The organism is Pseudomonas sp. PDM17 (assembly GCF_014851985.1).
Taxonomy (GTDB): domain Bacteria; phylum Pseudomonadota; class Gammaproteobacteria; order Pseudomonadales; family Pseudomonadaceae; genus Pseudomonas.
Window position 1 is genome coordinate 257,946 of the sequence record NZ_JACVAT010000003.1, and the last position, 13,705, is coordinate 271,650.

Consider the following 13,705-nt stretch of genomic DNA (forward strand, 5'->3'; position numbering starts at 1 on the left):
CGGCACAGGACAGAACAGGCGGTCCTACTCTTTGACTTCCATGTATTCGCGCGCCCAGATCTGGTACTCCTCGGGCAGCGTGTACTTCTTCGCCAGCTCCGAAGCGGTCAGGTCGGAGGCATGCACGCCGCGCTGCTCGCGCAGGCAGTCGTAGGTGGCCTTGATCGCCGCGAAGTAGGCAGCATGACCGTCGACCACGATGCGCACGCCCAGCTCGGCGAGGCGCGCGTCGTCGCGCAGCTCGGGGTTGCCGTAGGACACCAGCATCAGCGGCACGGACAGGTGGCGCGAGATGGCTTCCAGGTGGTCGAAATCGCGGATGCCGACCATGCAGATGCCGTCGGCGCCGGCAGCCTGGTAGGCCAGGGTGCGGCGGATCACGTCGTCCACTTCCAGCACTTCGGCGTTGGTGCGGGCGATGATCGCCATTTCCGAGTCGATGCGCGCTTCCAGCGCCGCGCGGATCTTGCCGACACCTTCCTCGACCGGGATCAGGTCGGTGGACTTGCGGCCGAATTGCGCGGGCAGCAGGGTGTCCTCGATGGTCAGCGCGGCCACGCCGGCGCGTTCCAGTTCGACAATGGTGCGCATGGTGTTCAGCGCGTTGCCATAGCCGTGGTCGGCGTCGGCGATCACCGGTAGGCGGGCGACACGACCGATGCGGGTGGCCTGCTCGGTGAATTCGCTCAGGGTGATCAGCGCGAAGTCAGGCGCCGCCAAAACTTGTAGTGAAGCTACAGAACCGCCCAGGATGCCCACTTCGAATCCCAGGTCGCCGGCGATACGCGCGGACATTGGGTCGAACACCGAAGCGGTGTGATAGCAGGCTGAAGAATTCAGTAAGGCGCGGAAATCCTTGCGCAATTCGTGGAAGGAGGCTCTGTGCATGGTGGGATCCAACTGCTTGTACGGGGTGGGAGAACGGAAATCAGATAGTGGAGAACTCTTGTAGGAAAACTACAGGAACACAATGTAGCAAAACTACAAGCTACTCCCCAAGCCCTCTTTGCCACCATAGTCTTCCGACGGATACCCTGAATTTCGGCGAACACTCGCGTACACTGCGCGGCCGTTTTTTCTCCGGACACCTCCGCATCATGTTCCCGACCACTGCGGCCCGCGCCCTGGGCATCGACTTCGGCACCTCCAACTCCACCGTCGGCTGGTGGCGTCCGGACAGCGAACCGCTGATCGCCCTGGAGGACGACAAGATCACCCTGCCCTCGGTGATCTTCTTCAACGTCGAGGAACGCCGTCCGGTATACGGCCGCCTGGCCCTGCACGAGTACCTGGAAGGCTACGAAGGCCGCCTGATGCGCTCGCTGAAAAGCCTGCTGGGCTCCTCGCTGCTGAAAAGCGAGACCACCGTGCTGGGCAGCGCCATGCCGTTCAAGGACCTGCTGGGGCTGTTCATCGGCGAGCTGAAGAAGCGCGCCGAGAACGTCGCCGGGCGCGAGTTCGACTCCGTGGTGCTGGGCCGTCCGGTGTTCTTCGTCGACGACGATCCCAAGGCCGACCAGGAAGCCCAGGACACCCTGGTGGCCGTGGCGCAGAAGCTCGGTTTCAAGGACGTGTCGTTCCAGTACGAACCGCTCGCCGCGGCCTTCGACTACGAGCGCAGCATCGAGCGTGAAGAACTGGTGCTGATCGTCGACATCGGCGGCGGTACTTCCGACTTCTCGCTGGTGCGCCTGTCGCCGGAGCTCCGCGAAGTGGCTGACCGTCAGAGCGATATCCTCGCCACCGGCGGCGTACACATCGGCGGTACCGACTTCGACAAGCAGCTGAGCATCCAGGGCGTGATGCCGCTGTTCGGCTACGGCAGCAAGATGAAGAGCGACGCCTTCATGCCGACCAGCTACCACCTCAACCTCGCCACCTGGCACACCATCAATGCGGTGTACGCGCAGAAGTCCCAGCTGGCGCTGCAGAACATGCGCTACGACATCGTCGACGCCACCGGCATCGACCGCCTGTTCAAGCTCATCGAGCAGCGCGCCGGCCACTGGCTGGCGATGCAGGTGGAAGCCAGCAAGATCGAACTGTCCGACACCGAGCGCCGCGACATTGACCTCGCCCGCATCGAAACCGGGCTGGTCGCAGAGCTGAGTCGCGAGCTGTTCGAGGGCGCCATCGGCCCGCTGCTGGAGCGCGTGCGGGGCAGCATCACCGACCTGCTGCATAGCGCCGACGTCGACCCGGCGCGGGTGGACACCGTGTTCTTCACCGGCGGCTCCTCCGGTGTGCCAGCCCTGCGCCAGAGCGTGGCGGCGATGCTGCCCAACGCCCGCCACATCGACGGCGACCGCTTCGGCGGCATCGGCAACGGCCTGGCCATCGAAGCGATGAAGCGCTACGGCTGAGCAGCCGCGCACTGACGCGAATGCCGCCATGCGCTAGTGTGGCGGTAATACCCCTCGCGCCCGGAGTCCGCCATGCGCCCCCTCCAACTGCCCCTTTTGCTGCTCCTGGCTGCCGCGCTCTCCGCCTGCGGCCTGGGCGAGACCGCCGCCACGGCGGCCACCACCGGCAACCTGCAGGCCCAGCAGGCGCAAGGGGCCCAGCAGCAGATGCAGCAGCTCAAGCAGCAGATCGATGCGGCCAACGTGCAGAACCAGCAGCGCCTGGACGATGCCCTGAAAGAAGCCCAGTGAGACCTGCACCTTGCAGATTTCTTGAACGCCGGATCATGGCCTAGGCTCCAAGTTGAGCGAGTGAGTTGCTCAACCAAGGAGAACACCATGTACAAGCGATCACTGCTGGCGCTGTTGGTACTGGCCTCGGTGGCGGGCTGCGCTTCCACCAAGGTGCAGAACCCGGTCAACTACATCACCTTCCGCGACCAGCCGCTGGTGCGCAATGTCGAGAAGGGGATGAGCCAGGAAGAAGTCCTGAAGATCGGCGGCACGCCGTCGGCGACCCAGAAGCGCCTGATGAAGCCGGGCAGCTGCAACAGCTACATCCTCAGCAAGGACGGGCAGCAACAGCCCTTCTACGTGAGCTTCGACGGCAGTGGCCGGGTGGACGGGTCAGGGTTCATGACCTGTTCCGAGCTGGACCGCCACGAGCGTGATTACCAGCCGTAGCCAAGGCCTGAGCGGTGAAGAAAATGCCCTCGCCCACTGGCGGGGGCTTTTTCGTCTGGCACCTTCATCGGGCAACACGTCGCGGGCTTGCGCGAGGTTGTTCCCCGCGCGCATTGACGGTCTATCATCCCCGCAGCCATCTCAGGAGCCGCCCATGAAATACCGCATCATCGAACTGCCCGCCTTCGACGTGGTGGGCATGGACTTCCGCGGCAGCGCGCCGGGCGACAGCATCGGCCAGCTGTGGCAACGCTTCCTGCCACGCGAGCAGGAAGTCTCGGCCAGCGCGACGGACAAGACCGCCTATGGCGTCTGCACTCAACTGCCGGGCGGTGAGTTCCACTACATCGCCGGCCTGCCGGTGGATGCCGGCGCGGCCGTGCCCGAGGGCATGATCAGCTTCACGGTGCCTGCGCAGAAGTACGCGGTGTTCACCCACATCGGCCCGGTCAGCGCCATCGCCGACAGCTTCCAGGCCATCTATTCCAGCCTGCTGGCGCGCCACGGGCTGGAGCCGAGGAAAGGCGTGGACCTGGAGCGCTACACCGAACGCTTCCTCGGCCCGGAAGATCCGGCGTCGGAAACCGATCTGTACGTCCCGATCTACTGATCAGCCGGTAGGGCGCATAACGCCTAAAGCGTTATCCGCCAGAATGGCGGATAACCCGTACCGGGTTATGCGCCCTGCGCACTGGCGTCACCGGCAGGAGCTCACTTGCCCTTCGTGGGCGCTTTCACCGGCTGCTTCATCTGTTCCAGCAGCGCGGTGCACTGGTTGTCGTCCTGCTTGCTCGGGGCGACGAGTGCCAGCAGCGCTGCCGCCGGGGCAACTGCCACGCCCAGGGCGACCATCCCCGCGCCGCGGGCCGCCAGCGGCAGCACATGCACACCCGCCTTGGGGTTCTTGAAGGTGCCCTGCACATAGAGCGGCGAGCGCAGAGAGAAGATGCGTACGCCCTTACTCTGCGGAGTGATATCCAGGTCCAGCTGCTCGGTGGCGAAGTTGGCCGTGCCGTCCACCGTGATGATCGCGTTCTCGGTATCGAAGGCAAACACCCGCGGCTTGGCCAGGCCATGGGTGATGCCCACGTCGGCAGCGGCGCAGTTGATCTTCACTTCGTCATCGCCGAAGAGCTTGTTCACCACGTAGTTACCCACGTTGAGCCCGGCAATCTCCATCAGGCTGCGGCTGATGCGCCCGTCGTTGATCAGTAGCTTCATCTCGCCGTTGGCACCGGCGAGGATGGTCGCCACCGAATTGCCGGTGCCGCTGATGGCCGCGTCGCCATTCAGCTCGCCGAAGCTCGACTGCATCGGCGCGAAGCTGGGGAACAGCTCCTTGAGCTTGAAGCTGCGCGCCTGCAGCTGGACCTTGCTCTGCAACGGCGTCTTGCTGCCGTCCAGGCGGATGTGCGAGTCCAGCGTGCCGCCGGCCACGCCGAAGCGCAGCGGCTCCAGGGTCAGCAGGCCGTCGTTGAGCACCAGGTGGGTGTAGAGATCGCTGATTGGCAGCTTGTCGCTGTGGACGATGCGCTTGCCGGTGAACTCCACGTCGGCGTCCATGGCGCGCCAGCGGTCGGTGCGGAACTCCTCCACCGGCAGCACCTTGTCCGCCGGCTGACGGGTGCTCTGGCCGCGCGCCTGCTTCTCCTTGTTGGAGTCGGCGCCGATCAGCGGGCCGAGGTCGGCCATGCGCAACTGGTCCGAGCGCAGCTTGCCGGAGAGCTTGGGCCGCGGCTGGCGATTGACGAACACCAGGTCGCCATGCAGATCGCTGTCGCCGACCTTGCCGTTGAAGTTCTCGTAGTGGAACTGCGCGCCGGCCGAATCGTGCAGCTCGGCTTTCAGGCGGCCGTCGGTCTCGTAGGCCGGCGTATCGGGCAGGGTCACGCCGGTGAGCGGAAAGAGATTGGCCATGCTGGTGCCGGCCAGTTTCAGGCGCAGGTCCAGCGCGCCGAGGTTCAGCGGGTCGACCAGCGTGCCGACGATGCTCGCGCGGGTGCTGCCGGCGGAGACGTCGGCCTGCACCGGGAAGGGTTTGGCCGCATCCTGCAGGGCGAGCATGCCACCGACCTTGCCCGAGCCGTTGAGCGGCAGGCCCTTGTACTGGCCCTTGAGCTTCCAGCCGAACACATAGTCCTGGGTCTCGGCCTTGTCGCCGCCGGCCAGCGCCTTGCCCGCCAGTTCGCCGAACGGCACCGGCTTGCCGAGCGGGTCCACCAGCAATTCCAGGCGAGTCTTCAGGCGCTGGTCATCGAGGGTGACGCTGCCCTTGTCGAAGCCGATCTCGCCGATATCCAGTTTCCACGACGACTGCTCGGGCGGGGCGTTGGGGTCTTCTTCCTTTTTCGGCAGCTCGAAGGTCCAGGTCGCCCGCCCATCCGCGAGCCGCAGCAGATCGGCGCTGGGGCGGGTGAGGACGATCTGCGGGATGTTCACGGTCTGCCACAGCAGCGGCAGCGGGGCGAGGCGGAACTCCACCTTCTCCAGGCTGGCAAAGTTCGTCGAACGCGTCTTGCCGGCCGCCCAGTCGGGGTTACCCAGGGTGATGTCCGCGGCGCTGAAGTGCGGCCACGGCACATAGGCACGCCAGCCGCCTTCTTCCGGCTCGGTGCGCCAGAACACCTGCAGGTCGCCGTTGATGGCGAAGGGGCGGCCCAGCTCGGCCGAGACCTTCTCGCTGATGGTCGGCTTCACCCGGTTCCAGTCGAAGGTGGCGATGAACACCACCAGCGCGGCGATCACCGCGATGAAACCCGTGAAGCTCCAGAGGCAGATTCGTTTCCCGCGCGTCATACCTGAACTCCCTGCTGGCCGCGTCGGTGGAAGCAGCGACGTCCCCACGCCGCTGCCGGTCATCATCGGCCGCCTGAGCATGCCGGGCCGGCATTCTCCCTTGGCCTGTTGTCTTGGACCAGCATAGCGAGGTGATGGCTCCCGCAATCTGCGCGGCAATTGTGCGCCACGGTGTTGCCGGGCAAAAAAACCAAACTTTCAAGGCGGCCCGCGACTCACACCCTTGAGACCCGAACCAAGCCGCGCGCCATCGCAGCGCCGGCCCGCCGTTAAGGAGATACCTGATGAACCAGGCACAACTGACCGACGTCCAGACCCTGCGCCAGAGGGCGCGCCAGAACATCGAGGACGGCGCGGTGACCGAGGGCTACCATGCCGACCGCAAGACCGTGCTGCGTCTGCTCAATGAGTCGCTGGCCACCGAACTGGTCTGTTACCTGCGCTACAAACGCCACTACTTCATGGCCACCGGGCTGAAGGCCAGCGTGGCTGCCGCCGAATTCCTCGAGCACGCCACCCAGGAGCTGCAGCACGCCGACCAGCTGGCCGAGCGCATCATGCAGCTGGGCGGCGAGCCGGACTTCAACCCCCACGGGCTGACCGAGCGCTCCCACGCCGAATACGTGGCCGGCGCCAACCTGCGCGAGATGATCACCGAGAACCTGGTCGCCGAACGCATCGCCATCGACAGCTACCGCGAGATCGTCGTCTACCTGGGCGACGACGACCCGACCACGCGCCGCCTGTTCGAGGAAATCCTCGCCCAGGAGGAAGAGCACGCCGACGACATGGCCGACCTCCTGCAGGACCTCAAGTAACCCCCTCTCCATCGCCCTCATCGATGCCCGGCTCCGGCCGGGCTTCGTGCTTGCGCGCCCTGCCATTCGGCGAAGACCCGTATCCCAGAGCCGTTGAGCCAGATCTGCCCCACAAATACATCGAATAATCAGATACTACCAATCACACCGATATTGCCCATCAAAGGCGTTGATAGAAGTCAATTTTCACAACCAAGTATCTGATTTTAAAGATACTATTCAACAATCATCGACATCGATAGCGACTATCTTTCGGCATCGTTTTCCAATCGATAATCCAGAACAGATACTGAGTCCGTGTCCAACGAACTCCCCACTCTTTCTGGAGCCGCATCATGAAACGCACCCTCGTACTTGGCTTTGCCCTCTCCGTACTTGCTGCCAATGCCGCTTTCGCCGGCTCCCAGCAGGAATCCCCTGTCATCAACGCCAGCCAGACCCAGATCCTGGTTCAGGAAGGCGCCGAACGCAGCCTGGGTCAGCAGCAGAAACAACTGGACGCGGCCAAAGCCCGTATCGCCGAAAACGGCTCCAGCCAGACCGTCGACCGCCTGCACAAGCAACTGGGCGTGGCTGAAAACGGCTCGAGCAAAACCGTCGACCGTCTGCACAGCGAGATGAGCGTTGCCGAAAACGGTTCGAGCCAGTCGGTTGACCGCCTGCACAAGGCAATGAACGTCGCCGAGAACGGCTCCAGTCAGACTGTCGACCGCCTGCACAAGCAATTGGGCGTGGCTGAAAACGGTTCGAGCAAAACCGTCGACCGTCTGCACAGCGAGATGAGCGTTGCCGAAAACGGTTCGAGCCAGTCGGTTGACCGCCTGCACCAGGCAATGAACGTCGCCGAGAACGGCTCCAGCCAGACTGTCGATCGCCTGCACAAGCAACTGGGCGTGGCTGAAAACGGCTCGAGCAAAACCATCGACCGTCTGCACAGCGAGATGAACGTGGCCGAGAACGGTTCCGAGCACACCGTCGACCAGCTGCACAGCAACATGGTCGCCGAGTCCGGTGGCGACACCGTCTTCGACGCCCACCTGAAGGCCTGACGCCCAAGGCAGTACACCGCAAGGTGAGAGAAAAGCCCGGCTCCGCCGGGCTTTCTTATCGCTGGAAATCCGCGAAACCCCGCCATCGATAACAGGCCAGCCGTGATTTGTAACGGCGTCTTGCCTGAAACCTCCTGAATAACGCCTGAAAACACCGCCCTAGAGCGGTTTTCGTCGCGACATCATTAACGGCGATAGTAGAAATTAGCCGGCTAAATAATCGACAACACTGATGCTCTGTATTACCCGGCATCGTTTTTAAATCGATTTATCCGAAGGGAAAATAACCCTGTAGCCAAAACATACCGCCCCCCTTTCGGAGCCACACAACATGAAACGCCAGATCGCCCTCAGCCTTGCACTCACTTCCCTGATGTCCGCCAGCGCCGTCTTCGCCGCCCCGGCCATCCTCAACAACGGCCCGCGCACTCTCCCGCAACACGAACACCAACTGCAGCAGAAGAGCGCTGAAGCCCGTGTTGCCGACAACGGCTCCGAACGCACCATCGACCGCCTGCACAAGCAAATGGACGACGCCCGCGTTGCCGACAATGGCTCCGAGCGCACCATCGACCGCCTGCACAAGCAGATGGATGACGCCCGTGTAGCCGAGAACGGCTCCGAGCACACCATCGACAAGCTGCACAGCAACATGGTCGCCGAGTCCGGTGGTGACACCGTGTTCGATGCCCACCTCAAGCGTGTTTCCTGATCCAGGCGAAATACGCCTGACAGGCGAAAGAAAAGCCCGGCATCTGCCGGGCTTTCTCATTTCTGCGTTAGCGCAATTCGATCAGTGCTTCGTCTCGCCAGCATCCGGCTCGCCATCGGAGCGACCAATGCTCGCCGGCGCTTCCACCACCAGTTCCTCCGGCACTTCCTCGACACGCGGGTCCAGCGCGGCCGCCATCGGGCTGACAGTGTCGGGCATGGCCACGTGGTGCAGCGGCGCCTCGTCGACGCGGTGCACACCGGTAACGCGCTTGGGCTGCACCCAGAAGATCAGGATCAGCGCATAGGCCGAGACCAGCATGTAGAACATGCCCGGCCCGAAGTGGCGCATCATCGCGCCGGCGAACAGCGGGCCGATGCAGGCGCCGACTCCATAGGTGGTCAGCAGCATGGCCGACAGCGCCACCCGGCGCGATTGCTCGACGTGGTCGTTGCCCAGCGCCACCGCCAGCGGATAGAGGGTGAACAGCAGCATGCCGGTGACGAAACCGTTCGCCAGCAGCAGCGTATAGGGCAGTTCGATCAGCCCCCACATCGGCACCGCGGCCAGGCACAGCAGCAAGGCGTTGGCGCGGATCAGCCAGCTGCGGTTGACCCGGTCCGATAACCAGCCCAGCGGCCACTGCGCGCAGAAGCCGGCGACGATGCACATGCCGACGAAGAAGCTCGACTGCGCGGTGTCCAGGCCGTTGCGCGCCGCGTACACCGGCGCCAAGCCGTAGAACGCGCCGACCATCAGGCCGGCGACGAAGATGGTGCCCAGCGATTGCGGCACGCGCTTCCAGAAGAAGCCGATCTCCAGCGGCGCCGCCACCAGCTTGGCCGGGTGGACGCGACGGGTCAGCGCCAGCGGGATCAGGCACGACGAGAAGCACATGGCGACCAGCAGCAGCGGCTTGTAATCCAGCGCCGGGCTCAGCGCCAGCAAGCCCTGGCCAACGACCAGGCCAGCGTCCACCGCGACCATGTAGCCGGCGAACACCTTGCCGCGCTGGTGCCCTTCGGCCTGCTCGTTGAGCCAGCTCTCGATCACCATGTACTGGTTCATCATCACCGCGCCCATCACGAAGCGCAGAACGATCCACACCTCCAGCTGCGAAACCAGCGCGTGGATCAGCACGATCACCGTGGCCATGCCGGCGCAGGCGACGTAGGAGCGGATGTGGCCGAAGCCGGCGATCAGCTTGTGGCCAAACTTGCCACCACAGACCAGGCCGAAGTAGTACGCCGCCATCAGGCCGCCGACCCAGAGGTCGCTGACGCCTTCCTGGGTCAGGCGCAGGCCCATATAGGTGGTGAACAGGCCGGAGCCGGCGAGCATCAGCAGCGTGGCAGTGTAGAGCGCGGGAAACGTGACGAGCGGGCTGAACATGGCGAGTCCGGCAGGCAGAGGAGGAAGGAGGGTGTTACGGCAAGGTTAGCCGTCCGCACATCGGACAGCGGTCATGCAGCAAAGATCACATGGTTTGCAGCAGGTGCGCATTATGGCCGCCGGCCAGTGCGCCGGCTATCGGACGCGCCCGCAGGCAAACCGGTGAAACCCTGCGCCCGGCGGCTACTCCAATGCAGTATGTGGCCGGAGAATCCTCATGCCGCTCCTGGACCTGAAGCCCTTCCTGCTCTACTGCACCCTGATCAACTACGTCGTCCTGCTGGTCTGGTTCGCCGCCTTCACCCTCGCCCACGACTTCGTCTACCGCCTGCATTCGCGCTGGTTCGCCCTGCCAGTCGAGCGGTTCGACGCGATTCATTACGGCGGCATGGCCGTCTACAAGATCGGCGTCCTGCTGCTCAACCTGGTGCCGCTGCTGGCGCTGTGCATGCTTTCCTGAATCGATCTGCCACCGATGCGACATCATGACCGTCGATCGGAAAGCAACTTGTTGAAATTTATTGGAAATACTCGGGTCGTAGGGTGCACGCAGTTTTCAGGAGATCACCAACGTGCACCACGCAACCCGCAGCCTGCGAAAGACTCTCGACGCCGTCGCCGCCAACAACGAGGCCACGGCCCTGGAAGTCATGCGGGCGGTCGAACAGGTCCAGGATGACCTGCTCCGACAGAAGCTGCTGAAGTCCATCCACCACCTCAACCAGGACGCCGCCGACCTGCGCGCCCTGCGTGAGGACATCGCCTCGCCGCTGACCCGCCGCGCCTGATTTGCCTCAGGCGATCGCCGGCTGTGTCGGTCGGCGATGGATCCAGATGCGCTTGAGCACCGTGGCGAACTGCGCCGACAGGCGGCCGCTGTTGTAGGTCTGGCCGTAGCGCGCGGCAATCGCCTGCACCTCCTTCGACAGCTGCGCATAGCGGCGCGCTGGCAGGTCCGGATAGAGGTGGTGCTCGATCTGGTGGCTGAGGTTGCCGGTGAGGATATGGAACAGCCGGCCGCCTTCCAGGTTGCTCGACCCGCGCAGCTGGCGCAGGTACCAGTGGCCACGCGTCTCGTCCTGCACCACCTCGGGCGGGAATACCGCTGCCTTCTCGGTGAAGTGGCCGCAGAAGATCACGGTGAAGGTCCACAGGTTGCGCATCAGATTGGCGATGACGTTGCCCAGCAGCACCGCGCCGAATGCGCCGGTGAACAGGCCGAGCAGCGGGAACACCAGGTAGTCCTTCACCCACTGGCGTCCGACCTTGGCGTTGAACTGGCGCAACAGCGGGCGCAATTCTTCCTTGCTCATCCGTCCCTTCACGTACTTGTCCAGGCGCAGGTGCTGCACCGCCACGGCGTACTGGAACAGCAACGCCTGCAGCGTCACCCAGAGCGGCTGCCAGCGGTAGAACGGCTTCCACTTCTGCTCGGGGAACAGCCGCACCACGCCGTAGCCCACATCGTCGTCCATACCCAGCACGTTGGTGTAGGTGTGATGCACATGGTTGTGCGTGTGCCGCCAGAAGTCCGCGGGGCCGACGATGTCCCACTCGTAGTTGCGCCCGGAGAATTCCGGGTCGTTCATCCAGTCGTACTGGCCATGCATGACGTTATGGCCCAGCTCCATGTTCTCCAGGATCTTGCCCAGCCCGAGCAGAAAGGTGCCCAGCAGCCAGGTCGGCGGGAACCAGCCGGCCATCAGCAGCACACGGCCGCTCCAGCAACAGAAGCGCACCGCTGCGCGGATGCGGCGGATGTAGCGGGCGTCTTTCTCGCCCAGGTCATGCAGGGTGCGCTGGCGCAGGGCGTCCAGCTCGTCACCGAAGGCCGCCAGTTCGGCGGCACTGAGGTCGCGATCTTCGCGCATGGTCATTCTCCTGAAGATCAGAGATCGACGGTCAGGTCGCCCTGGGGCGCGCTGACGCAGATACGGATGGGCTGGCCCGGTTCGCTGAACAGCTCGCCGCTGCGCAAGTCGCGCACGCAGCCGCTGACCAGCGTGCAGGTGCAACTGGTGCAGACGCCCTGGCGGCAGCCGTGCACCGGGCGCAGGCCGTGGGATTCGGCCTGCTCCAACAGGCTGCGGCGGCTATCACCAGTCACCTGCAGCGCGCTACGGGCGAAGCGCAGGCTCACGGCCTTTGCCGGCTCTTGTTCGTCCCAGGCCGGCGGGCTGAAGCTTTCCACCTGCAGGCTGCGGCTGCTCGCGCCCAGCGCCTGGCGTACCGTTTCGACGAAGCCGCCAGGGCCGCAGGCCAGCACGTGGCGGCCATCCAGGTCGGCCACGTGATTGCGCTGGAAGCGCCCGGACAACTCGCCGTCCAGCGCAGCGTCGCCACTCAGCGCCCAGCGCAGTTCGAGATTCGGGTACTGCCGCGCCAGCGCCTGAAGTCCATCGACGAAGGCCTTCTGGCCGCGCTGGCGAACGTAATGCAGCAGCGTTACCGGGCCGCCGTAGCCACGCGCCAGCGCCTCGCGCAGCAGGCCGAGCAAGGGTGTCAGGCCACTGCCCGCAGCCAGCAGCAACACGCCCCGGTCATCGGCCGGCCAGCTCAGGTCACCGTCCGGCAGGCCCAGCTCCAGCACTTCACCGACGCACAACTGCTGCAGCAGGAAGGTGGATATCCGCCCGCCCGGCTGCAGCTTCACGGCGAACTCCAGGCAGCCGTCCTCGGCGACGCGGGTCAGGCTGTAGCTGCGGCTGTGGCGCACACCGTCGCGCTCGACGAACAGTTGCAGGTGCTGGCCGGGCCGCGCGCCGCGCCAGTGCGCGTTGGGGCGCAGGCGCAGTTCGAGCATGTCGTCCGCCACCCACTGCCGCGCCTCGACCCGCGCGAACACGCGGCGCAGCGACCAGCCACGGTTGCAGGCGCGCAACGCGACATCGACATCCGACTCGCGCAGCCACTGGCCGCGCACCAGGGCGCGCAGCGGCGACAACAGCGGCGAGAGGAAACGCAGGCCGGCAAAGGGAAGCAGGGACATGGGAGAACACCGAACAGTAAACATGTGTTCACTTAAAATCTCACGAGCAGGAGTTTTCAGTCAACACTCGTTCACTATTTTCCACAGGAACTTCCCCCGCGCCGACCGGCATTTGCTAGAGTGCCTGCGCCTTTGCCCTGGATAGCACTGCCGTATGGCCACTCCCCGCGCCGAACAGAAACAACAGACCCGCCTGGCCCTGATGGATGCCGCGCGCGGCCTGATGGACAGCGGCCGCGGCTTCGGCAGCCTGAGCCTGCGGGAAGTGGCGAAGACGGCGGGCATCGTGCCGGCGGGCTTCTACCGGCACTTCACCGACATGGACCAGCTCGGCCTGGCCCTGGTCGCCGATGTCGACGAGACTTTCCGCGAGACCCTGCGCGTGGTGCGTCGCAACGAGTTCGAGCTGGGCGGCGTGATCGAGGCCTCGGTGCGCATCTTCCTCGACGCCGTCACCGCCAACCGCACCCAGTTCCTCTTCCTCGCCCGCGAGCAGTACGGCGGCTCGCACCCGATCCGCCAGGCCGTGGGTGCCCTGCGCCAGCGCATCACCGACGACCTCGCCGCCGACCTCGCGCTGCTCAACAAGCTGCCGCACCTCACCACCCAGGACATCGACGTGATCGCCGACCTCGTGGTGAAGACGGTGTTCGCCACCCTGCCCGAGCTGATCGACCCGCCGGCCGACAGCCTGCCGACTCACCTCTCGCCCCAGGCGAAGATCACCCAGCAGCTGCGCTTCATCATGATCGGCGCCAAGCACTGGACCGGGATCGGTTCGCGGCCCTGACGGGGCTTCGCAAACCGTAAGGCGGATAACCCGTTCCGGGTTATGCACCCTGCGCAGCGCCCCGCCTTGGTGC

Annotated in this window: 15 protein-coding genes; 10 read left to right on the top strand and 5 right to left on the bottom strand. The window is 64.7% G+C overall.

Translation table 11 applies throughout. From position 1 onward, the window contains the following. Positions 1-24: 24 nt before the first annotated feature. Entirely contained in the window at positions 25-888 is an 864-nt protein-coding gene (locus IB256_RS11425) for an isocitrate lyase/PEP mutase family protein (protein ID WP_017518216.1), read from the bottom strand. A 209-nt stretch (positions 889-1,097) separates the two neighbouring features. Between IB256_RS11425 and IB256_RS11430 the strand changes: the two genes are divergently transcribed. The 4 genes from IB256_RS11430 to IB256_RS11445 all read left to right on the top strand — a co-directional run bounded on the left by IB256_RS11430 (position 1,098) and on the right by IB256_RS11445 (position 3,696). Then, on the top strand, positions 1,098-2,363 hold the full coding sequence (locus tag IB256_RS11430; RefSeq protein WP_192402609.1) for an Hsp70 family protein: 1,266 nt from the start codon (positions 1,098-1,100) through the stop codon (positions 2,361-2,363). A 72-nt stretch (positions 2,364-2,435) separates the two neighbouring features. Further along, positions 2,436-2,654 carry a hypothetical protein gene (locus IB256_RS11435; protein WP_192292893.1) on the top strand — a complete coding sequence of 73 codons (219 nt, stop codon included), beginning with the start codon at positions 2,436-2,438 and terminating at the stop codon, positions 2,652-2,654. An 87-nt stretch (positions 2,655-2,741) separates the two neighbouring features. Continuing rightward, a complete protein-coding gene (gene osmE / locus IB256_RS11440) occupies positions 2,742-3,086 on the top strand; it encodes an osmotically-inducible lipoprotein OsmE (RefSeq protein ID WP_138214086.1) in 345 nt (114 codons plus the stop codon). A gap of 154 nt (positions 3,087-3,240) precedes the next feature. Beyond that, positions 3,241-3,696, top strand: a complete 456-nt coding sequence (locus IB256_RS11445; protein WP_192292895.1) for a GyrI-like domain-containing protein — start codon at positions 3,241-3,243, stop codon at positions 3,694-3,696. Positions 3,697-3,797: 101 nt separating this feature from the next. On the opposite strand, the gene IB256_RS11450 is transcribed toward IB256_RS11445, so the two are convergent. After that, positions 3,798-5,882, bottom strand: coding sequence for an AsmA family protein (locus tag IB256_RS11450; protein ID WP_192402610.1), 2,085 nt, complete (start codon positions 5,880-5,882; stop codon positions 3,798-3,800). A 284-nt stretch (positions 5,883-6,166) separates the two neighbouring features. Here IB256_RS11450 and IB256_RS11455 point away from each other — a divergent pair, with 284 nt between their 5' ends. The 3 genes from IB256_RS11455 to IB256_RS11465 all read left to right on the top strand — a co-directional run bounded on the left by IB256_RS11455 (position 6,167) and on the right by IB256_RS11465 (position 8,461). Then, complete coding sequence (locus IB256_RS11455) at positions 6,167-6,700, top strand: ferritin-like domain-containing protein (protein ID WP_192292899.1); 534 nt, start codon at positions 6,167-6,169, stop codon at positions 6,698-6,700. A 335-nt stretch (positions 6,701-7,035) separates the two neighbouring features. Further along, on the top strand, positions 7,036-7,749 hold the full coding sequence (locus IB256_RS11460) for a hypothetical protein (protein ID WP_192402611.1): 714 nt from the start codon (positions 7,036-7,038) through the stop codon (positions 7,747-7,749). Positions 7,750-8,080: 331 nt separating this feature from the next. After that, the gene (locus tag IB256_RS11465) at positions 8,081-8,461 is read left to right on the top strand and encodes a phage infection protein (RefSeq protein WP_192402612.1); all 381 of its coding nucleotides are present in this window, start codon (positions 8,081-8,083) and stop codon (positions 8,459-8,461) included. A gap of 81 nt (positions 8,462-8,542) precedes the next feature. Here IB256_RS11465 and IB256_RS11470 read toward each other — a convergent pair whose 3' ends face one another. Continuing rightward, entirely contained in the window at positions 8,543-9,853 is a 1,311-nt protein-coding gene (locus IB256_RS11470) for an MFS transporter (RefSeq protein ID WP_045216334.1), read from the bottom strand. Between the two features lie 217 nt (positions 9,854-10,070). Between IB256_RS11470 and IB256_RS11475 the strand changes: the two genes are divergently transcribed. After that, a complete protein-coding gene (locus IB256_RS11475; protein WP_192402614.1) occupies positions 10,071-10,313 on the top strand; it encodes a DUF6868 family protein in 243 nt (80 codons plus the stop codon). Between the two features lie 112 nt (positions 10,314-10,425). Beyond that, positions 10,426-10,641, top strand: coding sequence for a hypothetical protein (locus IB256_RS11480; RefSeq protein WP_192225251.1), 216 nt, complete (start codon positions 10,426-10,428; stop codon positions 10,639-10,641). Positions 10,642-10,647: 6 nt separating this feature from the next. Here the strand turns inward: IB256_RS11480 and IB256_RS11485 are convergent, their stop codons facing one another. Together IB256_RS11485 and IB256_RS11490 are read right to left on the bottom strand one after the other, a co-directional pair. Next, entirely contained in the window at positions 10,648-11,724 is a 1,077-nt protein-coding gene (locus IB256_RS11485; protein ID WP_192292907.1) for a fatty acid desaturase family protein, read from the bottom strand. 17 nt (positions 11,725-11,741) lie between these two features. After that, complete coding sequence (locus IB256_RS11490) at positions 11,742-12,842, bottom strand: flavin reductase family protein (protein WP_192292909.1); 1,101 nt, start codon at positions 12,840-12,842, stop codon at positions 11,742-11,744. Between the two features lie 154 nt (positions 12,843-12,996). On the opposite strand from IB256_RS11490, the gene IB256_RS11495 reads away from it, so the two are divergent. Next, positions 12,997-13,632 carry a TetR family transcriptional regulator gene (locus IB256_RS11495; RefSeq protein ID WP_081515573.1) on the top strand — a complete coding sequence of 212 codons (636 nt, stop codon included), beginning with the start codon at positions 12,997-12,999 and terminating at the stop codon, positions 13,630-13,632. The last annotated feature ends 73 nt before the right edge of the window (positions 13,633-13,705 follow it).